Consider the following 18,146-nt stretch of genomic DNA (forward strand, 5'->3'; position numbering starts at 1 on the left):
AAGAAAAGCTGCGCTTCGCTATCCGCGAAGGCGGCCGCACCGTCGGCGCCGGTATCGTCGCTTCGATCGTCGAGTAACCTTTCAGGTTATCCACAATCAGGAAGGCCCCGCTGGAAACAGCGGGGTTTTTCGTTTTTGATGCATCCGAGCTGTTTAACAGGTGTTGTAAAAATATCGTTAAAGATGCTCGTCACAGTATTTTGTTCATCTCACGTTCAGAAAGCAGTTGTGATTGGCTCATTTTAGTCCAGACTCCTCCCTGTAAAGAGGAGAGTCGGGATGATTCCAAAGGCCACATTCGTTGCGACGATATTCGCAATGTATGTTTTCACGATGTTTTTCATCGCTGCGATTCCGCAAGAGGTTGTTCAATCGGCCGGAGTGCAGATCAATGAGGTAAGCGTCGTCAAGTGACGACCTTTCCAGCTCATCGCACGGGGCTGCGGTGATAGGGCAATAATTGGCCAGGTGCTCCCGGATAGGGTGCTCCTGGCGCGGCGGGGTGAGATACCTCCCAGAACGCTCGCTTGCTCTTCGCGCGGAAGCGACTAACTATGCCTCCGGTTTCATGATGCGGAGGACATTTCCATGAAAAAGCGGATTCTGTTCACAGGCGGTTCCGGCAAGGCAGGTCGCCATGCCGTGCCATGGCTCGTCAATGCAGGCTACGAGGTTCACAACCTCGATCTCGTGCCTCTGGACAGCCCCGGCGTCACCAATCTCATCGCCGACATCACCGATAGCGGCCAGGTCTTCAACGCGCTGTCGATGCATCGCGATTTTCCCGATCTCGACGAGGGCAGGGGTGTTCAGCCTTTCGATGCCGTCGTGCATTTTGCCGCCATTCCGCGCATCCTGATCAAGCCGGACAACGAGACCTTCCGCATCAACGTGATGGGCACTTACAATGTCATAGAAGCGGCGGTGAAGCTCGGGATCCGGAAGATCATCGTCGCGTCGAGTGAGACGACCTACGGCGTCTGTTTCGCCGAAGGTCATCGCGACTTCCACCAGTTTCCGCTAGAGGAAGACTACGACGTCAATCCGATGGATTCCTACGGCCTCTCCAAGGTCGTCAACGAAAAGACGGCACGCGCCTTTGCCGAACGATCGGGCTTCGACATCTATGCGCTGCGCATCGGCAACGTTATCGAGCCGCACGAATATGAAAGGTTTCCGACCTATTTCGCCCATCCTGAGATGCGCAAGCGCATCACCTGGAGCTACATCGACGCTCGCGACCTGGGAAAGATCTGCCATCTCTGCATAGAGAAGGACGGGCTTGGCTATCAGGTCTTCAATGCCGCTAACGACACGGTTTCGGCCAATACGCCATCGAAGGAGTTGGCGAAGCGATTCTTCCCCAACGTGCCGTTCACCCGCGAGATCGGTGAATATGAGGGGCTGCTTTCCAACCGCAAGATTCGCGAAGTGCTGGACTTCAAGGAAGAACACGACTGGCGCAAATATGTGAAGGTCTGAATGCTCCCCGGTGACGCGATCGAAAGCGGACGCTCGTAAATGAGCAGAAGGCTTTGAAAATCGAAAATCGTGCTTGCCAATCTGCTGCCGCCGTCTTAAAGGGAGCGCCATGCATTTCAGCAGCGATTTGCGGGTCTTGGCCCGGGCGCTGAAGGATAGGCATGAAGGGGTATAGCTCAGTTGGTAGAGCGGCGGTCTCCAAAACCGCAGGTCGGGGGTTCGAGCCCCTCTGCCCCTGCCATTTTCCCTGATACGGACAGCGCGGCGCTGCTCGCGGCATACCGGGCTGGGGATCAATTGGTGGCAACTAATTTCGTTAAACTTCGGTTTCCCTCTTGTGCATTCGGAAATCGGTGTTTATTTAGGGTTCAACAGACACGCGGTGCGTGGGGCTGATAGTTTCAGCTTTACGCGCCGTAATTGCGTGGGCAGTCGATGGCATCCAAATCCAATCCATTTGCGTTTCTGCAGCAGGTTCGCTCCGAGACGTCCAAGGTCACATGGCCGTCGCGCCGCGAGACGATGATCTCGACGGTCATGGTGCTGGTGATGGTGGTATTTGCCGCGCTGTTTTTCTTTGCCGCTGACCAGCTGATCGGCTGGGTCCTGAGCTTCGTGCTCAATACCGGCAACTGATACGGGTGGAGATGAAAATGGCGGCACGTTGGTACATCGTCCACGCGTACTCGAATTTTGAAAAGAAGGTAGCTGAAGACATCGAGAACAAGGCTCGCCAGAAGGGGCTTGAGCACCTGTTCGAGAAGATCCTCGTGCCGACCGAAAAGGTTGTGGAAGTGCGTCGCGGCCGCAAGGTCGATAGCGAGCGCAAGTTCTTCCCGGGTTATGTCCTGGTTCGCGCCAATCTGACGGACGAGGCCTACCACCTGATCAAGAATACGCCGAAGGTCACGGGTTTCCTCGGCTCCGACAATAAGCCCGTTCCGATTCCGGATTACGAAGCCGAGCGTATTCTCGGCCAGGTTCAGGAAGGTGTCGAGCGGCCGAAGGCGTCCGTTACCTTCGAGATCGGCGAGCAGGTCCGCGTTTCCGATGGTCCCTTCGCCTCGTTCAACGGCACGGTTCAGGATGTGGACGAAGAGCGTTCGCGCCTGAAGGTGGAAGTGTCGATCTTCGGCCGCGCAACACCGGTCGAGCTGGAATACGCTCAGGTCGAGAAGGTCTGATTGCAGAATTGGAGGCTGGCCTTTGTGGTCTGTTTCCGGCGGACCTAGTCCGCATCCGCGTGGAAGGTGAGGGGTCTTAGCCGGGCCCTATTGATCCGCACCACGCAACCGCAGCCGCCGGAGCGATCCGGCATCACGGGCCGGGCAACCGGCCGTTCATGAAAGGCAGAGAGATATGGCTAAGAAAGTTGCAGGCCAGCTCAAGCTTCAGGTCAAGGCAGGATCGGCGAACCCGTCCCCGCCGATCGGCCCGGCGCTTGGTCAGCGTGGCATTAACATCATGGAATTCTGCAAGGCGTTCAACGCCGCCACGCAGGAAATGGAAAAGGGTATGCCGATTCCGGTCGTCATCACCTATTACCAGGACAAGTCCTTCACCTTCGCGATGAAGCAGCCTCCGGTCAGCTACTGGCTGAAGAAGGAAGCGAAGATCACCTCCGGTTCCAAGACCCCGGGCAAGGGCGCAAAGGCCGGTACCCTCACCAAGGCTCAGATCAAGACGATCGCGGAAGCTAAGATGAAGGACCTGAACGCAGCGGATATCGAAGGCGCAATGGCGATGATCGAGGGCTCTGCCCGCGCCATGGGCCTGGAAGTGGTGGGTTAAGACCATGGCAGGCAAGCGCACACGCAAGATCAACGAAGGTGTTGATCCCACCAAGCTCTACGCTCTCACGACCGCCATCGGCATGGTCAAGGAACGGGCTGTCGCAAAGTTCGACGAAACCATCGAAGTCTCGATGAACCTCGGCGTTGACCCGCGTCATGCGGACCAGATGGTTCGCGGCGTCGTCAACCTGCCGAACGGCACCGGCCGTACGGTTCGCGTCGCCGTCTTCGCTCGTGGCGCCAAGGCTGACGAAGCCAAGGCTGCCGGTGCCGATGTCGTTGGCGCCGAAGACCTCGTCGAAATCGTCCAGGGCGGCAAGATCGAATTCGATCGCTGCATCGCCACCCCCGACATGATGCCGCTCGTCGGCCGTCTCGGTAAGGTTCTTGGCCCGCGCGGCATGATGCCGAACCCGAAGGTCGGAACCGTCACCATGGACGTCGCCGGAGCCGTCAAGGCTTCCAAGGGCGGCGCCGTCGAGTTCCGCGTCGAGAAGGCTGGTATCGTCCATGCCGGCATTGGCAAGGCCTCTTTCGACGCCAAGGCTCTGGAAGAAAACATCCGCGCCTTTGCCGACGCCGTCATCAAGGCGAAGCCGGCTGGCGCCAAGGGCAACTACGTCAAGCGCGTGGCGATATCCTCGACCATGGGCCCGGGCGTCAAGATCGAAGTCGGCTCGGTCACCGCGGCTCCGACTGCATAAGTTTATGGCCGGGCTTCGGCCCGGTCGCTGAATTTCCGGCCTCGCAAGGGGCCGGAATATTCCGGAGAAATCCGGAATCCTGTCCGAGATTGCAGGTGGTTTTCCCTTAATCACTTGGCCTGCATGAGACGGGTAAGACCCGAATTGCATGAAGTTCGCTTCTTGGAACTCGGTTCGAGCCTTGGATGCCTTGTGCCTCTTCAGCCTTGATTGGCGCGGAGCGCGAGGGGACAGGATCCTCAAGCGTCGCTTGGGATCTCTTTGATCCCAGGGGGCAAAAGGCAACCCGGTGGGTCCGTTTCAAACGGTCCCGCCAACTGGAGATAGGCAGTGGAAAGAGCGGAAAAACGCGAATTCGTCACGGAACTGAACGAAGTCTTCAAGGCTTCGGGCTCGGTTGTCGTGGCCCACTATGCTGGTGCTACAGTCGCGCAGATGAACGATTTTCGTTCGAAGATGCGCGCTGCTGGCGGCACCGTCAAAGTCGCGAAGAACCGCCTGGCCAAAATTGCCCTTCAGGGTACGGAAGCGGAAGGGATTTCCAATCTCTTCAAGGGTCAGACCCTCATTGCTTACAGCAATGATCCGATCATCGCTCCGAAGGTCGTCATGGATTTCGCCAAGACCAACGACAAGATCGTGGTTCTCGGCGGCGCCATGGGTACGACAACGCTGAACGCCGAAGGTGTCAAGTCGCTTGCGACCGTGCCTTCGCTGGACGAACTGCGTGCGAAGCTGCTGGGCATGATCCAGACCCCGGCTACCCGCATTGCAGGCGTTGTTGCAGCACCGGCAAGCCAGCTTGCTCGCGTGTTCTCGGCCTACGCCAAGAAGGACGAAGCCGCTTAAGGCGGTTTTTCGCTGTACATACTCAACAGTTCGAACCGAACAAAAGGAACTAGAAAATGGCTGATCTCGCAAAGATCGTTGAAGACCTCTCCTCGCTGACCGTTCTGGAAGCTGCAGAACTGTCGAAGCTTCTTGAAGAAAAGTGGGGCGTTTCCGCCGCTGCTCCGGTAGCTGTTGCTGCCGTTGGCGGCGCTGCAGGCGGCGCAGCTGCTCCGGCTGAAGAAGAAAAGACCGAGTTCGACGTCATCCTCACGGATGCCGGCGCCAACAAGATCAACGTCATCAAGGAAGTCCGCGCCATCACCGGCCTCGGCCTCAAGGAAGCCAAGGACCTCGTCGAAGGCGCTCCGAAGGCTGTCAAGGAAGGCGTTTCCAAGGCTGAAGCCGCCGACATCAAGAAGAAGCTTGAAGACGCAGGCGCAAAGGCCGACGTCAAGTAATCTTGAACTGCACGTGGGAGGCGGCATTTACTGCCTCCCATTTGCCGTTTTCCTGAACGAATTACCCAAAAGCCGCGTGAAAACGGCTTTTGGGTAATGGGTTCTTCAAGAGCATGGTCTCGAACCGAAGCGCCAAGGCAATCCGGCCTGGCTATTTCGGGAGGTGGGACGAGGTTGAACTACTCATTGATCGGCGGGGTCGACTGGCCATCGGTTCCCGTCCGTTGCAGGCCCGGATGCAATTTTTGAAGGAGCGACGATGGCTCAGACCCTTTCGTTCAATGGTCGCAGGCGCGTACGCAAGTTTTTTGGTAAGATCCCCGAAGTCGCAGAAATGCCGAACCTCATCGAGGTTCAGAAGGCGTCCTACGACCAGTTTCTGATGGTTGAAGAGCCGAAGGGCGGTCGCCCTGACGAAGGCCTTCAGGCCGTCTTCAAGTCCGTTTTCCCGATCACCGACTTCTCCGGCGCCTCGATGCTGGAGTTCGTATCTTACGAATTCGAACCACCGAAGTTCGACGTTGACGAGTGCCGCCAGCGCGACCTGACTTATGCCGCGCCGCTGAAGGTCACTCTCCGTCTCATCGTGTTCGATATCGACGAGGATACCGGCGCAAAGTCGATCAAGGACATCAAGGAACAGTCGGTTTACATGGGCGACATGCCGCTCATGACGAACAACGGCACATTCATCGTCAACGGCACCGAGCGCGTCATCGTCTCGCAGATGCACCGTTCGCCGGGCGTCTTCTTCGACCACGACAAGGGCAAGAGCCATTCTTCCGGCAAGTTGCTCTTCGCCGCCCGCGTCATTCCTTATCGCGGCTCCTGGCTCGATATCGAATTCGATGCCAAGGACATCGTCTACGCCCGCATCGACCGCCGCCGCAAGATCCCCGTCACGTCGCTGCTGATGGCGCTCGGCATGGACGGCGAGGAAATCCTCGACACCTTCTACACCAAGTCGCTCTACAAGCGCGACGGCGAAGGCTGGCGCATTCCCTTCAAGCCGGAAACGCTGAAGGGCGCCAAGGCAATCACCGAGATGGTCGACGCCGATACCGGCGAAGTCGTCGTGGAAGCCGGCAAGAAGCTGACGCCGCGCCTGCTGCGCCAGCTTTCCGATAAGGGCCTGAAGGCGCTGAAGGCCGGCGACGACGATCTCTACGGCAACTATCTTGCCGAGGATATCGTCAACTACTCGACGGGTGAGATCTATCTCGAGGCCGGCGACGAGATCGACGAGAAGACGCTTGCCGTCATCCTCGCAAACGGTTTTGACGAGATCCCGGTTCTCGGCATCGACCACATTAATGTCGGCGCCTATATCCGCAACACGCTTTCGGCTGACAAGAACGAGAACCGTCAGGACGCTCTGTTCGACATCTATCGCGTCATGCGCCCGGGTGAACCGCCGACCATGGAATCGGCCGAAGCCATGTTCAACTCGCTGTTCTTCGATGCGGAGCGTTACGACCTCTCCGCCGTCGGCCGCGTCAAGATGAACATGCGCCTCGACCTCTCCGTCGAGGACACCGTTCGCATCCTGCGCAAGGACGACATCCTGGCGGTGGTCAAGATGCTGGTCGAACTGCGCGACGGCAAGGGCGAGATCGACGACATCGACAACCTCGGCAACCGTCGCGTCCGCTCGGTCGGCGAGCTGATGGAGAACCAGTACCGTCTCGGCCTGCTCCGCATGGAGCGTGCGATCAAGGAACGCATGTCCTCGATCGAAATCGACACGGTCATGCCGCAGGACCTGATCAACGCCAAGCCGGCTGCCGCAGCCGTCCGCGAATTCTTCGGCTCCTCGCAGCTCTCGCAGTTCATGGACCAGGTCAACCCGCTGTCGGAAATCACCCACAAGCGCCGTCTTTCGGCCCTTGGTCCGGGCGGTCTGACCCGCGAGCGCGCCGGCTTCGAAGTCCGCGACGTGCATCCGACCCACTATGGCCGCATCTGCCCGATCGAAACGCCGGAAGGCCCGAACATCGGTCTGATCAACTCGCTTGCGACCTTTGCCCGCGTCAACAAATACGGCTTTATCGAGAGCCCGTACCGGCGCATCGTCGACGGCAAGGTGACGAACGACGTGCTCTACCTCTCCGCCATGGAAGAGGCGAAGTACTACGTCGCGCAGGCCAACGCCGAACTGAACGCTGACGGTTCCTTCGTCGACGAATTCGTCGTCTGCCGTCACGCGGGTGAAGTTATGCTCGCGCCCCGCGACAGCATGAACCTGATGGACGTTTCGCCGAAGCAGGTCGTTTCGGTTGCTGCGGCACTCATCCCGTTCCTGGAAAACGACGACGCCAACCGCGCCCTCATGGGCTCGAACATGCAGCGTCAGGCCGTGCCGCTGTTGCGTGCCGAAGCGCCGTTCGTCGGCACCGGCATGGAGCCGGTCGTCGCGCGTGACTCCGGTGCCGCCATCGGCGCCCGCCGTGGCGGCGTCGTCGACCAGGTCGACGCGACGCGTATCGTTATCCGCGCCACGGAGGACCTCGAAGCCGGCAAGTCCGGCGTCGATATCTACCGCCTGCAGAAGTTCCAGCGTTCGAACCAGAACACCTGCGTCAACCAGCGTCCGCTAGTCACCGTCGGTGACGTCGTCAACCGCGGCGATATTCTCGCCGACGGTCCGTCGACCGATCTCGGCGACCTGGCGCTCGGCCGCAACGCGCTCGTCGCGTTCATGCCCTGGAACGGCTACAACTACGAAGATTCGATCCTGCTCTCCGAGCGCATCGTTGCAGACGACGTGTTCACCTCCATCCACATCGAGGAATTCGAAGTGATGGCGCGCGACACCAAGCTCGGCCCCGAGGAAATCACCCGCGATATTCCGAACGTCTCGGAAGAAGCGCTGAAGAACCTCGACGAAGCCGGCATCGTCTATATCGGCGCCGAGGTTCAGCCGGGCGATATCCTCGTCGGCAAGATCACGCCGAAGGGCGAAAGCCCGATGACGCCGGAAGAAAAGCTTCTGCGCGCCATCTTTGGCGAAAAAGCCTCCGACGTGCGCGACACCTCCATGCGCATGCCGCCCGGCACCTATGGCACGATCGTCGAGGTTCGCGTCTTCAACCGCCATGGCGTCGAGAAGGACGAGCGCGCGATGGCGATCGAACGCGAAGAGATCGAGCGTCTCGCCAAGGACCGTGATGACGAGCAGGCGATCCTCGACCGTAACGTCTATGGTCGTCTGATCGACATGCTGCGCGGCCAGGTCTCGATTGCCGGTCCGAAGGGCTTCAAGAAGGGCACCGAGCTTTCGAACGCCGTCGTCTCCGAATATCCCCGCTCGCAGTGGTGGATGTTCGCCGTCGAGGACGAGAAGGTGCAGAGCGAACTCGAAGCGCTCCGCGGCCAGTACGACGAGTCCAAGTCGCGCCTCGAACAGCGCTTCATGGACAAGGTCGAGAAGGTCCAGCGCGGCGATGAAATGCCTCCGGGCGTCATGAAGATGGTCAAGGTCTTCGTTGCCGTGAAGCGCAAGATCCAGCCGGGCGATAAGATGGCCGGTCGTCACGGGAACAAGGGCGTGGTCTCGCGCATTGTGCCTGTCGAGGACATGCCGTTCCTCGAAGACGGCACGCATGTCGACGTCGTTCTGAACCCGCTCGGCGTGCCTTCGCGCATGAACGTCGGCCAGATCCTGGAAACGCACCTGGGCTGGGCTTGCGCCGGCATGGGTCGCCAGATCGGCGAACTGATCGAAGCGTATAAAGCCAATGGTAACATCGAGCCACTGCGCAAGACCATTGGCGATGTCGTGGGCGACGGTCCCAAGGCCGAACAGGTCCAGGACTTCGACGATGAGTCCGTTCTGCGTCTCGCCGACCAGTGGAAGCGCGGTGTTTCGATCGCAACGCCGGTCTTCGACGGCGCTAACGAAGGTGACGTCAACGACATGCTGCGTCTGGCGGGTCTCAAGGACACCGGCCAGTCGACGCTCTATGACGGCCGTACCGGCGAGCAGTTCGACCGCCAGGTGACCGTGGGCTACATCTACATGCTGAAGCTCAACCACCTGGTCGACGACAAGATCCATGCCCGTTCGATCGGCCCTTACTCGCTCGTGACCCAGCAGCCGCTGGGCGGCAAGGCGCAGTTCGGCGGTCAGCGCTTCGGCGAAATGGAAGTCTGGGCGCTCGAAGCCTATGGCGCCGCCTATACGCTGCAGGAAATGCTGACGGTGAAGTCGGACGACGTCGCCGGCCGCACCAAGGTCTACGAAGCCATTGTCCGCGGAGACGACACGTTCGAAGCCGGTATTCCGGAAAGCTTCAACGTTCTCGTCAAGGAAATGCGCTCGCTGGGCCTCAGCGTCGAGCTCGAGAACACCAAGCTCGACGAAGCGCAGGCAACCCAGCTGCCGGACGCGGCCGAGTAAACATTGATAGGGCGTGCGCTGCCAATGCGGCGCACGCCGGTCCCGCCGGGAGCCGCATCTGTCGGCCCGGAAGGGAAGTTTCGCCGCATCTTGCGGTTATTCTCGTTTAAGCGAGGGAGGCGGCTCCCGGGAATTGCCGCCGGCCATCGCATTTTGAGGGCGCTTTAGCCCATGAAGGAGACAGGCATGAACCAAGAGGTCATGAATCTTTTCAATCCGCAGGTGCCTGCACAGAATTTCGATTCCATTCGGATTTCGATCGCGTCTCCGGAGAAGATCCTCTCCTGGTCCTACGGTGAGATCAAGAAGCCGGAAACCATTAACTACCGTACGTTCAAGCCGGAACGCGACGGTCTGTTCTGCGCACGCATCTTTGGCCCGATCAAGGATTACGAATGCTTGTGCGGCAAGTACAAGCGCATGAAGTACAAGGGCATCATCTGCGAAAAGTGCGGCGTCGAAGTCACGCTGTCGCGTGTTCGCCGTGAGCGCATGGGCCATATCGAGCTCGCCGCTCCCGTTGCCCACATCTGGTTCCTGAAGTCGCTGCCGTCGCGCATCTCGACCCTGCTCGACATGACGCTGAAGGATGTCGAGCGCGTCCTCTATTTCGAAAACTACATCGTCACAGAGCCCGGCCTGACCGCGCTCAAGGAGCACCAGCTCCTGACGGAAGAAGAGTACATGCTTGCCGTCGACGAATACGGCGAAGACCAGTTTACCGCGATGATCGGCGCTGAGGCGATCTACGAGATGCTGGCCTCGATGAACCTCGAAAAGATCGCCGGCGATCTGCGCTCCGAGCTTGCCGACACGACGTCGGATCTCAAGCAGAAGAAGCTGATGAAGCGCCTGAAGATCGTCGAGAACTTCATGGAGTCAGGCAATCGTCCGGAATGGATGATCATGAAGGTCGTTCCGGTCATCCCGCCGGATCTGCGCCCGCTCGTTCCGCTCGATGGCGGCCGTTTCGCGACGTCGGATCTGAACGATCTCTATCGCCGCGTCATCAACCGTAACAACCGTCTGAAGCGCCTGATCGAACTGCGCGCTCCGGGCATCATCATCCGCAACGAAAAGCGCATGCTGCAGGAATCTGTCGACGCGCTCTTCGATAACGGCCGCCGCGGCCGCGTCATCACCGGCGCCAACAAGCGCCCGCTGAAGTCGCTGTCCGACATGCTGAAGGGTAAGCAGGGCCGCTTCCGTCAGAACCTGCTCGGCAAGCGCGTCGACTATTCTGGCCGTTCGGTCATCGTCACCGGCCCGGAACTGAAGCTGCATCAGTGCGGTCTTCCAAAGAAGATGGCGCTCGAACTCTTCAAGCCGTTCATCTATGCCCGCCTCGACGCCAAGGGTTATTCCTCGACCGTCAAGCAGGCCAAGAAGCTGGTTGAAAAGGAAAAGCCGGAAGTTTGGGATATCCTCGACGAGGTCATCCGCGAACATCCGGTTCTCCTGAACCGCGCACCGACGCTGCACCGCCTGGGCATCCAGGCCTTCGAACCCACCCTGGTCGAAGGCAAGGCAATCCAGCTGCACCCGCTCGTCTGCACGGCCTTCAACGCCGACTTCGACGGTGACCAGATGGCTGTTCACGTGCCGCTGTCGCTCGAAGCCCAGCTCGAAGCCCGTGTCCTGATGATGTCGACCAACAACATCCTGCACCCGGCAAACGGCGCGCCGATCATCGTTCCCTCGCAGGACATGGTTCTCGGCCTCTACTATCTGTCGATTCTGAACCAGAACGAGCCGGGCGAAGGCATGGCCTTCTCCGATCTCGGCGAACTGCATCATGCGCTCGAAAACAAGGTCGTGACGCTGCACACCAAGATTCGCGGCCGCTTCAAGTCGATCGGCGAGGATGGCAAGCCCTACTCGAAGATCTATGAGACGACGCCCGGCCGTCTGCTTATCGGCGAACTGCTGCCGAAGAACGGCAAGGTGCCCTTCGACATCTGCAACCAGGAAATGACCAAGAAGAACATCTCCAAGATGATCGACACGGTCTATCGCCATTGCGGCCAGAAGGACACGGTCATCTTCTGCGACCGCATCATGCAGCTCGGCTTCGCCCATGCCTGCCGCGCCGGCATTTCGTTCGGCAAGGACGACATGGTCATCCCGGCCACCAAGGCGAAGATCGTTGCAGACACCGAAAACCTGGTGAAGGAATACGAGCAGCAGTACAATGACGGCCTGATCACCCAGGGCGAAAAGTACAACAAGGTTGTCGACGCCTGGGGCAAGGCGACCGAAAAGGTCGCCGAAGAAATGATGGCGCGCATCAAGGCGGTCGAATTCGACGAGAACACCGGCCGTCAGAAGCCGATGAACTCGATCTACATGATGAGCCACTCCGGCGCCCGCGGTTCTCCGAACCAGATGCGCCAGCTGGGCGGCATGCGCGGCCTGATGGCCAAGCCGTCGGGTGAAATCATCGAGACGCCGATCATCTCCAACTTCAAGGAAGGCCTGACCGTCAACGAGTACTTCAACTCGACGCACGGCGCCCGTAAGGGTCTGGCAGACACCGCCTTGAAGACCGCGAACTCCGGTTACCTGACCCGCCGTCTCGTCGACGTCGCGCAGGATTGCATCGTCACGCACGTCGATTGCGGCACCGAAACCGGCCTGACCATGACCGCCATCGTCGATGCCGGCCAGGTCGTCGCCTCGCTCGGCGCCCGTATCCTCGGCCGCACGGCGCTTGACGACATCGATCATCCGGTGACTGGCGAGCGCATCGTCGATGCCGGCAAGATGATCCTCGAGCCCGATGTCATCGAGATCGAGAAGGCTGGCATCCAGTCGATCCGCATCCGCTCGGCGCTGACCTGCGAAATCCAGACGGGCGTCTGCTCGGTCTGCTATGGCCGCGACCTCGCGCGCGGTACGCCGGTCAATATGGGCGAAGCCGTCGGCGTCATCGCCGCTCAGTCGATCGGCGAGCCGGGAACCCAGCTCACCATGCGTACTTTCCACCTTGGCGGTACGGCAACCGTGGTCGACCAGTCGTTCCTGGAAGCCTCGTACGAAGGTACGGTGCAGATCAAGAACCGCAACGTGCTGCGCAACTCCGAAGGCAGCCTCGTTGCCATGGGCCGCAACATGACCGTCCAGATCCTGGACGAGCGTGGCGTCGAGCGCTCTTCGCAACGTGTCGCCTACGGTTCGAAGCTGCACGTTGACGAAGGTGACAAGGTCAAGCGCGGGCAGCGCCTGGCGGAGTGGGATCCTTACACCCGTCCGATGATGACGGAAGTTGCCGGTACCGTTCAGTTCGAAGACCTCGTCGATGGTCTCTCGGTTCTGGAAGCGACCGACGAATCCACCGGCATCACCAAGCGTCAGGTCATTGACTGGCGTTCGACCCCGCGCGGTTCGGACCTCAAGCCGGCGATCGTCATCAAGGACGCCAGCGGCAATGTCGCGAAGCTGTCCCGCGGTGGTGACGCCCGCTTCCTGCTCTCGGTCGACGCAATTCTGTCGGTCGAGCCGGGCACGAAAGTCTCCCAGGGTGACGTTCTCGCCCGTTCGCCGCTCGAAAGCGCCAAGACCAAGGACATCACCGGTGGTCTGCCGCGTGTTGCCGAACTGTTCGAAGCGCGCCGTCCGAAGGACCACGCCATCATCGCAGAGATCGATGGTACGATCCGCCTCGGCCGCGACTACAAGAACAAGCGTCGCGTCATCATCGAACCGGCGGAAGACGGTGTCGAGCCTGTCGAATACCTGATCCCGAAGGGCAAGCCCTTCCACCTTCAGGACGGCGACTATATCGAAAAGGGTGACTACATCCTGGACGGTAACCCGGCTCCGCACGACATCCTGGCGATCAAGGGCGTGGAGGCTCTCGCTTCCTACCTGGTCAACGAAATCCAGGAAGTCTATCGTCTGCAGGGCGTCGTCATCAACGACAAGCACATCGAAGTGATCGTCCGTCAGATGCTGCAGAAGGTGGAGATCACCGATGCAGGCGACTCGACCTACATCGTCGGCGACAACGTCGACCGGATCGAGCTGGAGGACGTCAACGACCACCTGATCGAGCAGGGCAAGAAGCCCGCCAGCGGCGAGCCGGTCCTTCTCGGCATCACCAAGGCGTCGCTGCAGACCCCGTCCTTCATCTCGGCCGCATCCTTCCAGGAAACGACCAAGGTGCTGACGGAAGCTGCAATCGCCGGCAAAACCGACGGCCTGCAGGGGCTGAAGGAAAACGTCATCGTCGGCCGCCTCATCCCGGCCGGCACCGGCGGCACCATGACCCAGATCCGCCGCATCGCCACGTCGCGCGACGAGCTCATCCTCGAAGAGCGCCGCAAGGGCACTGGGGCAGCGGTCGCCACCCCGATGCTGCAGGACATGGCCGAAAACGCCCCGGCTGCGGAATAATCCGCAGCTGAGGTCCACGAATTGAAAACCGCCCGGAGCGATCTGGGCGGTTTTCGTTTGTGCTAGCCTCTAATTGATCGGGCGAGGGAGGGCGATTCCCGTCAGTTGAACCGGATGATCGCGACCTCGCCATCAACCGCACCCTGATACGCCGAGGCGTGCGGCTCTTCCGCCGGAATTTCGGTCAGCATGCCGATCTGGTCGAGGTCGGCCTCGATGAAACCCTCCTCGGCAAGAGCGTTCAAGGCTTCGCGCACGGCGGTGTCGTCATCGGGCGCCTTCAGCAGGATGTGCAGGTCGATGCCTTCGCTGGCCTCGGACTCATAGCCTTTGCCGATGATGATGAAGATCATCGGCCCGTCGAAATTATTGTCGTTATCAGGTGTCGTGATCATCGCCTGTCCTCGGTTCCTGGAGATTCGCATTGTCGAATCCGCTGAGAGGACCTAACGCCGCAATCGCTGATTCCTTAACCGCTTTTGCTGCAAGGCCCAAGTTTTTATCTTGGCGCACGTCCCTGAATGCGTCTAGAAGGATGAAAACAGGGCGTTCGGCCCGCATATCAAGGTGATGCGGCCAAGTTTATTTCTTAACTGGCCTTGACGGAACGGGTGGAAACCAGTAGTACCCCGCCCATCAGATCCCATGTGAGGCTTGGCTGTTCGGGGCGACGCGCCCTGAAATTCACCTCAAACAAGGTTCTAAACGCACGTTGAAGTCATGATGCTGCACGCATGACGCAGGTTTTTATGCGTCCTCTGCTCCTTGTGGTCCATCTGCGGAAGCGGATCGGGCCATATTTTGCGCATTGACGGAAAGCATGCGTCATTGCCGGAGACGGCGTGAGTTCAAGCCCGCAAGGGTACTGAGATAAACGTAAGGGATGGTTGAATGCCTACCGTAAACCAGCTGATCCGCAAGCCTCGCCAGGCGAACGTAAAGCGTAATAAGGTTCCCGCTCTCCAGGAGAACCCGCAGAAGCGCGGCGTTTGCACGCGCGTCTACACGACCACGCCGAAGAAGCCGAACTCGGCTCTGCGTAAGGTCGCAAAGATCCGCCTGACCAACGGCTTCGAAGTCATTGGTTACATCCCCGGCGAAGGTCACAACCTTCAGGAACACTCCGTCGTCATGATCCGTGGCGGCCGCGTAAAGGACCTTCCGGGTGTCCGTTATCACATCATCCGCGGCGTTCTCGATACCCAGGGTGTCAAGAACCGCAAGCAGCGTCGCTCCAAGTACGGTGCGAAGCGTCCGAAGTAATTCGGATTTTGAATAATCCGGCGCTGCGCGAGGTCCTCCGCGTGATAAAGCGCCTTAACGGTTGAAGAGACGAAAAGTATGTCCAGACGTCATAAAGCAGAAAAGCGCGAGATCAATCCGGATCCGAAGTTCGGTGACCTCGTCGTGACCAAGTTCATGAATGCCATCATGCTCGATGGTAAGAAGTCCGTTGCTGAAAACATCGTCTACGGTGCGTTCGACGCCGTCCAGGGCAAGTCCAAGCAGGAGCCGCTTTCGGTTTTCCATTCTGCGCTCGACAACATTGCCCCGCACGTTGAAGTCCGCTCGCGCCGCGTCGGTGGTGCGACCTACCAGGTTCCGGTCGACGTCCGTCCGGAGCGCCGCCAGGCTCTCGCCATTCGCTGGCTGATTGCCGCTGCCCGCAAGCGCAACGAAACCACCATGATCGACCGTCTGTCCGGCGAACTGCTCGATGCGTCCAACAACCGCGGCTCCGCCGTCAAGAAGCGCGAAGACACGCACAAGATGGCTGACGCCAACCGCGCGTTCTCGCACTATCGCTGGTAATTCCGAACGGTATCGAAAGGCAGTCCACAATGGCTCGCGAATATAAGATCGAAGACTACCGCAATTTCGGTATCATGGCGCATATCGACGCCGGCAAGACCACGACTACCGAGCGTATCCTTTACTACACCGGCAAGTCGCACAAGATCGGCGAAGTCCACGACGGCGCAGCCACCATGGACTGGATGGAGCAGGAGCAGGAGCGTGGCATCACGATCACCTCTGCTGCCACCACGACCTTCTGGAAGGGCCGTGACGGCAAGATGCGCCGCTTCAACATCATCGACACTCCCGGCCACGTCGACTTCACCATCGAAGTCGAGCGTTCGCTGCGCGTTCTCGACGGTGCCATCGCGCTGCTCGACGCCAACGCCGGCGTTGAGCCGCAGACGGAAACCGTCTGGCGCCAGGCTGAGAAGTATCATGTTCCGCGGATGATCTTCTGCAACAAGATGGACAAGACCGGCGCTGACTTCTACCGCTCGGTTGAGATGATCAAAACCCGCCTCGGCGCCACCGCCGTCGTCATGCAGCTGCCGATCGGCGCTGAAAGCGACTTCAAGGGCGTTGTCGACCTGGTCGAGATGAACGCCCTGATCTGGCGCGACGAATCGCTCGGCGCCCAGTGGGACGTCGTCGAAATCCCGGATGACCTGAAGGCCAAGGCTGAAGAATATCGCGAAAAGCTGATCGAGACGGTTGTCGAGGTCGACGAAGCTGCGATGGAAGCCTACCTTGAAGGCAACATGCCCGACAACGACAAGATCCGCGAACTCGTTCGCCGCGGCACCATCGACGTCAAGTTCCATCCGATGTTCTGCGGCACCGCCTTCAAGAACAAGGGCGTTCAGCCGCTGCTCGACGCCGTCGTCGACTACCTGCCGTCGCCGCTCGACATCCCGGCGATCAAGGGCATCGACTTCAAGACCGAAGCTGATATCGAGCGTCACGCAGACGACGCCGAGCCGCTTTCGATGCTGGCGTTCAAGATCATGAACGACCCCTTCGTCGGTTCGCTCACCTTCGCACGCATCTATTCCGGCAAGCTCGAAAAGGGCTCTTCGGTTCTGAACACGGTCAAGGACAAGCGCGAGCGCGTCGGCCGCATGCTGCAGATGCACTCCAACTCGCGTGAAGACATCGAAGAAGCCTTCGCAGGCGACATCGTTGCTCTCGCCGGCCTCAAGGAAACCACCACTGGCGATACGCTCTGCGATCCGCTGAAGCCGGTTATCCTCGAGCGCATGGAATTCCCCGAGCCGGTCATCCAGATCGCCATCGAGCCGAAGTCCAAGGGCGACCAGGAAAAGATGGGCCTCGCGCTCAACCGCCTGGCAGCTGAAGACCCGTCCTTCCGCGTAAAGACGGACCAGGAATCCGGCCAGACGATCATCGCCGGCATGGGCGAATTGCATCTCGACATCATCGTCGACCGCATGCGCCGCGAGTTCAAGGTCGAAGCAAACGTCGGTGCGCCGCAGGTTGCTTACCGCGAAACCATCACGCGCCAGACCGAAGAAGACTACACGCACAAGAAACAGACCGGTGGTACCGGCCAGTTCGCACGCGTCAAGATCATCTTCGAACCGAACCCGGAAGGCGAAGACTTCAAGTTCGAATCCAAGATCGTCGGCGGTGCCGTTCCGAAAGAATACATCCCGGGCGTTCAGAAGGGCATCGAAAGCGTTCTGTCTTCCGGTCCGCTGGCTGGCTTCCCGATGCTGGGCGTCAAGGCGACGCTTATCGACGGCGCCTTCCACGACGTCGACTCCTCGGTCCTGGCGTTCGAAATCGCTGCTCGCGCTTGCTTCCGTGAAGCAGCCAAGAAGGCCGGCGCTCAGCTCCTCGAGCCGATGATGAAGGTCGAGGTCGTCACCCCGGAAGATTATGTCGGTGATGTTATCGGCGACCTCAACTCCCGCCGTGGCCAGATCCAGGGTCAGGAAAGCCGTGGTATTGCGGTTGTCATCAGCGCCAACGTTCCGCTGGCCAACATGTTCAAGTACGTCGACAACCTGCGCTCCATGTCGCAGGGCCGTGCTCAGTACACGATGACCTTCGATCACTACGCGCCGGTCCCGTCGAACGTCGCAACCGAAATCCAGGCAAAGTATTCCGGTCAGAAGTGACCGGAATACCAATTGACCGATAACAAGAATTAGACCCCCTCGGGGACTAGCAAAACGGAGAGCCGAAAATGGCAAAGAGTAAGTTTGAGCGCAACAAGCCGCACGTCAACATCGGCACGATCGGCCACGTTGACCACGGCAAG

13 protein-coding genes, 1 tRNA gene and 2 pseudogenes are annotated in these 18,146 nt (G+C 59.6%); 15 read left to right on the forward strand and 1 reads right to left on the reverse strand.

The features are described 5' to 3' along the window. The 11 genes and pseudogenes from CO660_RS33035 to rpoC form a co-directional block, all read left to right on the forward strand. Positions 1–77 (forward strand): annotated as a pseudogene (locus tag CO660_RS33035) (elongation factor Tu); the annotation flags it as partial. A 511-nt stretch (positions 78–588) separates the two neighbouring features. After that, positions 589–1,482 (forward strand): NAD(P)-dependent oxidoreductase, encoded by an 894-nt coding sequence (locus tag CO660_RS31285; RefSeq protein ID WP_097601766.1) that lies wholly within the window; start codon positions 589–591, stop codon positions 1,480–1,482. A 165-nt stretch (positions 1,483–1,647) separates the two neighbouring features. Continuing rightward, positions 1,648–1,723: transfer RNA gene (locus tag CO660_RS31290), tRNA-Trp, on the forward strand. A gap of 194 nt (positions 1,724–1,917) precedes the next feature. Next, positions 1,918–2,118, forward strand: coding sequence for a preprotein translocase subunit SecE (secE, locus tag CO660_RS31295; protein ID WP_003573826.1), 201 nt, complete (start codon positions 1,918–1,920; stop codon positions 2,116–2,118). 17 nt (positions 2,119–2,135) lie between these two features. Then, a complete protein-coding gene (gene nusG / locus CO660_RS31300) occupies positions 2,136–2,666 on the forward strand; it encodes a transcription termination/antitermination protein NusG (RefSeq protein WP_007791989.1) in 531 nt (176 codons plus the stop codon). 175 nt (positions 2,667–2,841) lie between these two features. Beyond that, on the forward strand, positions 2,842–3,273 hold the full coding sequence (gene rplK / locus CO660_RS31305) for a 50S ribosomal protein L11 (RefSeq protein WP_009985507.1): 432 nt from the start codon (positions 2,842–2,844) through the stop codon (positions 3,271–3,273). 4 nt (positions 3,274–3,277) lie between these two features. Next, complete coding sequence (rplA, locus tag CO660_RS31310; RefSeq protein WP_011424973.1) at positions 3,278–3,979, forward strand: 50S ribosomal protein L1; 702 nt, start codon at positions 3,278–3,280, stop codon at positions 3,977–3,979. 330 nt (positions 3,980–4,309) lie between these two features. Continuing rightward, on the forward strand, positions 4,310–4,828 hold the full coding sequence (gene rplJ / locus CO660_RS31315; RefSeq protein WP_097601767.1) for a 50S ribosomal protein L10: 519 nt from the start codon (positions 4,310–4,312) through the stop codon (positions 4,826–4,828). A gap of 56 nt (positions 4,829–4,884) precedes the next feature. Then, the gene (gene rplL, locus CO660_RS31320) at positions 4,885–5,268 is read left to right on the forward strand and encodes a 50S ribosomal protein L7/L12 (protein WP_011424974.1); all 384 of its coding nucleotides are present in this window, start codon (positions 4,885–4,887) and stop codon (positions 5,266–5,268) included. A 259-nt stretch (positions 5,269–5,527) separates the two neighbouring features. Further along, the gene (gene rpoB, locus CO660_RS31325) at positions 5,528–9,667 is read left to right on the forward strand and encodes a DNA-directed RNA polymerase subunit beta (RefSeq protein WP_085777817.1); all 4,140 of its coding nucleotides are present in this window, start codon (positions 5,528–5,530) and stop codon (positions 9,665–9,667) included. Positions 9,668–9,853: 186 nt separating this feature from the next. After that, the gene (gene rpoC, locus CO660_RS31330) at positions 9,854–14,062 is read left to right on the forward strand and encodes a DNA-directed RNA polymerase subunit beta' (RefSeq protein WP_085777818.1); all 4,209 of its coding nucleotides are present in this window, start codon (positions 9,854–9,856) and stop codon (positions 14,060–14,062) included. Between the two features lie 101 nt (positions 14,063–14,163). On the opposite strand, the gene CO660_RS31335 is transcribed toward rpoC, so the two are convergent. Then, complete coding sequence (locus CO660_RS31335; protein ID WP_085777819.1) at positions 14,164–14,457, reverse strand: transcriptional regulator; 294 nt, start codon at positions 14,455–14,457, stop codon at positions 14,164–14,166. Between the two features lie 496 nt (positions 14,458–14,953). Here CO660_RS31335 and rpsL point away from each other — a divergent pair, with 496 nt between their 5' ends. The 4 genes and pseudogenes from rpsL to CO660_RS33620 all read left to right on the forward strand — a co-directional run. Further along, positions 14,954–15,325: a 30S ribosomal protein S12 gene (gene rpsL, locus CO660_RS31340; RefSeq protein WP_003547537.1), complete on the forward strand. Its 372-nt coding sequence runs from the start codon at positions 14,954–14,956 to the stop codon at positions 15,323–15,325. 78 nt (positions 15,326–15,403) lie between these two features. Further along, positions 15,404–15,874: a 30S ribosomal protein S7 gene (gene rpsG / locus CO660_RS31345; RefSeq protein WP_004669085.1), complete on the forward strand. Its 471-nt coding sequence runs from the start codon at positions 15,404–15,406 to the stop codon at positions 15,872–15,874. A 29-nt stretch (positions 15,875–15,903) separates the two neighbouring features. Beyond that, positions 15,904–18,003, forward strand: a complete 2,100-nt coding sequence (gene fusA / locus CO660_RS31350) for an elongation factor G (RefSeq protein ID WP_097601768.1) — start codon at positions 15,904–15,906, stop codon at positions 18,001–18,003. A gap of 68 nt (positions 18,004–18,071) precedes the next feature. Further along, positions 18,072–18,146, forward strand: a pseudogene (locus CO660_RS33620) (elongation factor Tu); the annotation flags it as partial.

The sequence above is a fragment of the Rhizobium sp. L9 genome (genome assembly GCF_002531885.1).
Classification (GTDB): domain Bacteria; phylum Pseudomonadota; class Alphaproteobacteria; order Rhizobiales; family Rhizobiaceae; genus Rhizobium.

Bases quoted from the DNA above. Each gene is read 5' to 3' on its own strand.
- CO660_RS31285 (WP_097601766.1), top strand. From the start codon at position 589: ATGAAAAAGCGGATTCTGTTCACAGGCGGTTCCGGCAAGGCAGGTCGC.
- secE (WP_003573826.1), top strand. From the start codon at position 1,918: ATGGCATCCAAATCCAATCCATTTGCGTTTCTGCAGCAGGTTCGCTCC.
- nusG (WP_007791989.1), top strand. From the start codon at position 2,136: ATGGCGGCACGTTGGTACATCGTCCACGCGTACTCGAATTTTGAAAAG.
- rplK (WP_009985507.1), top strand. From the start codon at position 2,842: ATGGCTAAGAAAGTTGCAGGCCAGCTCAAGCTTCAGGTCAAGGCAGGA.
- rplA (WP_011424973.1), top strand. From the start codon at position 3,278: ATGGCAGGCAAGCGCACACGCAAGATCAACGAAGGTGTTGATCCCACC.
- rplL (WP_011424974.1), top strand. From the start codon at position 4,885: ATGGCTGATCTCGCAAAGATCGTTGAAGACCTCTCCTCGCTGACCGTT.
- rpoB (WP_085777817.1), top strand. From the start codon at position 5,528: ATGGCTCAGACCCTTTCGTTCAATGGTCGCAGGCGCGTACGCAAGTTT.
- rpoC (WP_085777818.1), top strand. From the start codon at position 9,854: ATGAACCAAGAGGTCATGAATCTTTTCAATCCGCAGGTGCCTGCACAG.
- CO660_RS31335 (WP_085777819.1), bottom strand. From the start codon at position 14,457: ATGATCACGACACCTGATAACGACAATAATTTCGACGGGCCGATGATC.
- rpsL (WP_003547537.1), top strand. From the start codon at position 14,954: ATGCCTACCGTAAACCAGCTGATCCGCAAGCCTCGCCAGGCGAACGTA.
- rpsG (WP_004669085.1), top strand. From the start codon at position 15,404: ATGTCCAGACGTCATAAAGCAGAAAAGCGCGAGATCAATCCGGATCCG.
- fusA (WP_097601768.1), top strand. From the start codon at position 15,904: ATGGCTCGCGAATATAAGATCGAAGACTACCGCAATTTCGGTATCATG.